The organism is Gluconobacter sp. Dm-73, assembly GCF_018256215.1.
Classification (GTDB): Bacteria; Pseudomonadota; Alphaproteobacteria; order Acetobacterales; family Acetobacteraceae; genus Gluconobacter; species Gluconobacter cadivus.
Genome location: NZ_JAERLW010000024.1, coordinates 1 through 3,785, shown reverse-complemented (window position 1 = coordinate 3,785; position 3,785 = coordinate 1). Strand labels below are relative to the sequence as shown.

Here is a 3,785-nt window from a genome sequence, read left to right as displayed (position 1 = left end):
CGCTCATACATTCATGTCCGCAATCCACATCGCAGCAAGCGTCATCTTCTACCTCAAAGAATGAGTCCTGAGCCTAGGTGAGATGCGTGATAACGTATGAAATTTCTTCCATTCCCGGAAAATTCGGGAGACACACCAATTCTCAAGCAATGCAAAAAACCCGAGTGGTCTTACCGAGAAGCTATGCGGCTCGAAGCAGCAGCACGGTACCGTCGCTATCGCGGCAACCCTTGGATGGTATTTCCCGCTAATTTCTCTGAGGAAGATGCAAATGCGTTGAGAGATCTTTACACATCGCAGGGTCATAATGCCCCAATCAATGAAATACGACGTCCAGACACTCCTCCACCTAGTTGTCTACTCTGCGGATCCCTAGCAGGCCGGTCACTCGACCATGCTTTACCAAGAAAACATTTTCCAGAGTTCTCTATTTTAAGAAAAAATCTAGTTCCAGCTTGTACATGCTGTAACAGTTCAGAAAAACGAGACATATATAGAGGAGAAAATTTAGAGCGTTTTATTCACCCATATTATGATAATTGGATTGATCAAGAGCTTTAGTATACTAATATCACAATAGAAGATGGTATATTGAAATTTATATCCGAAGCACTTCCACTCCACATTTAACTTATAGACAAAAATTATTGTCAATTTCCACGTGAAGACGCTTTTAGGAAAAGATTGGAAAGATTCTGTTAGACGAATTTGGGGGTCTCTACCCGGAACCTTAATGATTAGATTAGGAAATAACGTCATTGAGAGTAAAAAAAGAAATAGAAATAAAAATAAAAGAATCTATTTTCAGAAACGGAATGAACAATTGGTATGCCGGACTTTATAGAGGTATATTAAAGAATTAATTCGCAATTAAGGATTTAAAGGAACGAATAACAGATATCCAATAAAATATTAAGTAATATAATTTATAGTTCTATTATGTTCTCGTGTTATTTTATTATTTTTTTAGTGCGTCAACATAAGATCAATACCCCTTTTCATAAACGGGCTTGACTGCTCCACCGGGTTGCCCGCTTGGTGCTTTACAGAGCATGAAGGTTCGAATCCCGCAGCTCGCACCATATATAAATTATCAAAAATAAACGTCTGTTAGGGTTTTCAGCAACCTGGAGACCCTCGACAGAAATCTTGCCAAAACCCATGCATGTGCGAGGTATGGACTTATCTCTTAGCTTTTCGAGTGCATCAGTCTGGACATGTCTTCATCGCAAGAAACATCCTCGCAGAACAAGGCGGTTGATACCTTTTAGGAGACTCTGGCCACTTCTGACCTACATCCTTGTCCAGCAGGACCTGTTCCAATCCAGTGGCCAGATCGAGCGTCTGCAACCGTTTTTTCTCAAACGCCTCTAACCATTAGATTGATACAATCTATCTCAAGGCACACTGTAAAGCTTCAAGCCTGCGATTAAAAAGAATCCAGGGCGTCTAATCGATCGCACCAAAGGCAGTATGAATACCAAACTACATGCGGTCACGGATCAGAACGGGCGACCGCTGAGCTTCTTCATGACAGCCGGATAGGTTAATGATTACACCGCAGTCTCTGCTCTGCTGGACAGCCTGCTGATGACACAGTGGACACTGGCGGACCGAGGTTATTATGTTGACTGATACTGGGATACTCTAGCGGAAAAAGGGATCAGCCCCCGCATTCCGGGAAGAATATCCCGCGGAAAACCAGTAAAATACGACAAGCGAAACTATAAACACCACACCCGCATTGAGGTCATGTCTGATTACCTCAAGAGCTGGCGGCGGTGTTAACATGCTATGATAGAAGCAGGACCGTCTTTTTATCGGCTATATATTTTCCTGCAACCGTCACCTTCTGACTATAAGTCATGAGCATTGTAATTATTCGCGTGCAAGGTTGAACGAGGCACAACTTTCAACGGAACCGTCATATGCGTTACGAGATTTTTGCAAGAAATCTTCCCAGACAGGTACATAAACTCCATAACCGGCGACATTCTGAAAAAACCAATGTCTCCATGTATGGAAAACGGGGTCGTGCTCCCGATAGTGATGATCGTTTAACAAATTTCGGCTCGCAGGAGCTTTGGGGCCGTGGAAATGCACGATTCTGGCATCTGCATTAGTTCCCCAGTACGGCTTCCAGTTAAATTTAGCGGATAGTGGACTCCATTGGCTGTTATAAAATATTCTCAAAAGTTCCTGATCATATCCAGAAATATGATTGAAATTATCGCAGAGGAATTCAACCATCGCCGGGAGATCATTGCGTATTCTTTCTAGGTTTAAAATCATAACCCCAGAATTCATATCTGTGTAATAGTCCTGCTGACCAAACTGGCCGCAGGCAGCAAATATTTCAGGTTTGCAAAATTCAAGGCTTGGATTTTTAAGAAACATAACATCGCAATCCGTATATAAAACGAATTTTTCATCATGTTCTAGTAAAGCTAGGTCCAGTCTCATAAACGCCCCAGCAGCTGTATCCATATAGTTCGGCCATTCTGGTTTTTGCTTTTCTTGGGCTAATTTTAATTTTTCGTAAAAATGAATTCTATGGAAAATAACTTTTACACCTTCCTTTCTCATTTCTTCAGTAAATTCACAAGGGTTTCCATCGAAGACCATATGAGGCACAAGGCTTGTGTTCTCGCGCGCAGAACGAACCGCAACTCGAATACAATCGATAAATCCATGATCTGGATCATTCGCTAAAGTCTTTTCTGTTATAGCAAAAAACCACTTCATAACGTTTCCTCGATATTTACCTAGCGTTTTATCCGTTTGAGCATAGTATGGTTTAACCGTTTATACAAATTGAGTGTGTGAAAACCCTATTGATTCTGATACATTTTTTTGTGCATCTATGCTTTACGTAGGTCACGTTGACAAAAGATCTACACGATCTGCGTGAGATCTGATTCACTATTGTCTTTAACGAAGGCGATAAGGTGGAGCGGGGATGGGCGCTGATTGGTCCGCTTCTGCCGACTGAACGTGGCCGTTGGGCACGACCATCCGGAGATAACCGTCTATTTCTCAACGGCATGCTGCACGTCCTGCGCACGGGTTGTTCGTGGCGGGACATGCATGAGCGCTATGGCAAGTGGAACTCGGCCTATGTTCGGTTCCGGCGTTGGGCTGAACAGGGTGTCTGGGAGGCTCTTTTACAGACGCTGGTAGATCTGGGGCTGATCGATAACTGGCAACATATGGTCGACAGCACCGTAGGCCCCGCCCACTCACAGGCTACGGGCGCAAAAGGGGGGCTCATTCGGAGGGTTTTGGTCGATCACGCGGCGGCTTTACGAGCAAAATCCATGTCCGATGTAACAATCAGGGACGCCCTCTCGGCTTTGTCCTGACCGGAGGTCAGGTCTCGGACTACAAAGCCATAAATACCCTGATGAAGCTGCCGGTTCCAAACCTCAAAGTCATGCTGGCTGATCGGGGCTATGACAGTGCCTGTTTCCGCCAGGATCTGCTGCAGCGTGGTATTCTGCCGGTTATTCCATCACGCAAAGGCCGCAGTGCTCCACAGAGAACAGATTGGTGGCGTTACAGGGAGTGGAACCGCATCGAGCGGATGTTCAACCCCCTCAGGCAGATGCGCCGCATCTCAAGCCGCTATGACAAGACCGCTTTGTCATTCATGAGCTTTCTCCATATCGCAGCCGCAAAGCTCTGGATTAGATCTTTTGTCAACGTGAGCTAGGCTCAGGACTCATTCTTTGAGGTAGAAGATGACGCTTGCTGCGATGTGGATTGCGGACATGAATGTATGAGCG

The 3,785-nt window shown here is 44.7% G+C and carries 2 protein-coding genes and 2 pseudogenes; 3 read left to right on the top strand and 1 reads right to left on the bottom strand.

The genetic code is table 11. The annotated features are described in order from the left end of the window. Positions 1–1,381 precede the first annotated feature (1,381 nt). Positions 1,382–1,856, top strand: a pseudogene (locus JK176_RS15065) (IS5 family transposase); the annotation flags it as partial. A gap of 22 nt (positions 1,857–1,878) precedes the next feature. On the opposite strand, the gene JK176_RS14805 reads toward JK176_RS15065, so the two are convergent. Then, positions 1,879–2,745, bottom strand: a complete 867-nt coding sequence (locus JK176_RS14805) for a hypothetical protein (protein ID WP_211588394.1) — start codon at positions 2,743–2,745, stop codon at positions 1,879–1,881. 203 nt (positions 2,746–2,948) lie between these two features. On the opposite strand from JK176_RS14805, the pseudogene JK176_RS15060 reads away from it, so the two are divergent. After that, a pseudogene (locus JK176_RS15060) lies at positions 2,949–3,152 on the top strand (transposase); the annotation flags it as partial. Between the two features lie 47 nt (positions 3,153–3,199). After that, positions 3,200–3,712, top strand: a complete 513-nt coding sequence (locus JK176_RS15055; RefSeq protein ID WP_249194543.1) for an IS5 family transposase — start codon at positions 3,200–3,202, stop codon at positions 3,710–3,712. The last annotated feature ends 73 nt before the right edge of the window (positions 3,713–3,785 follow it).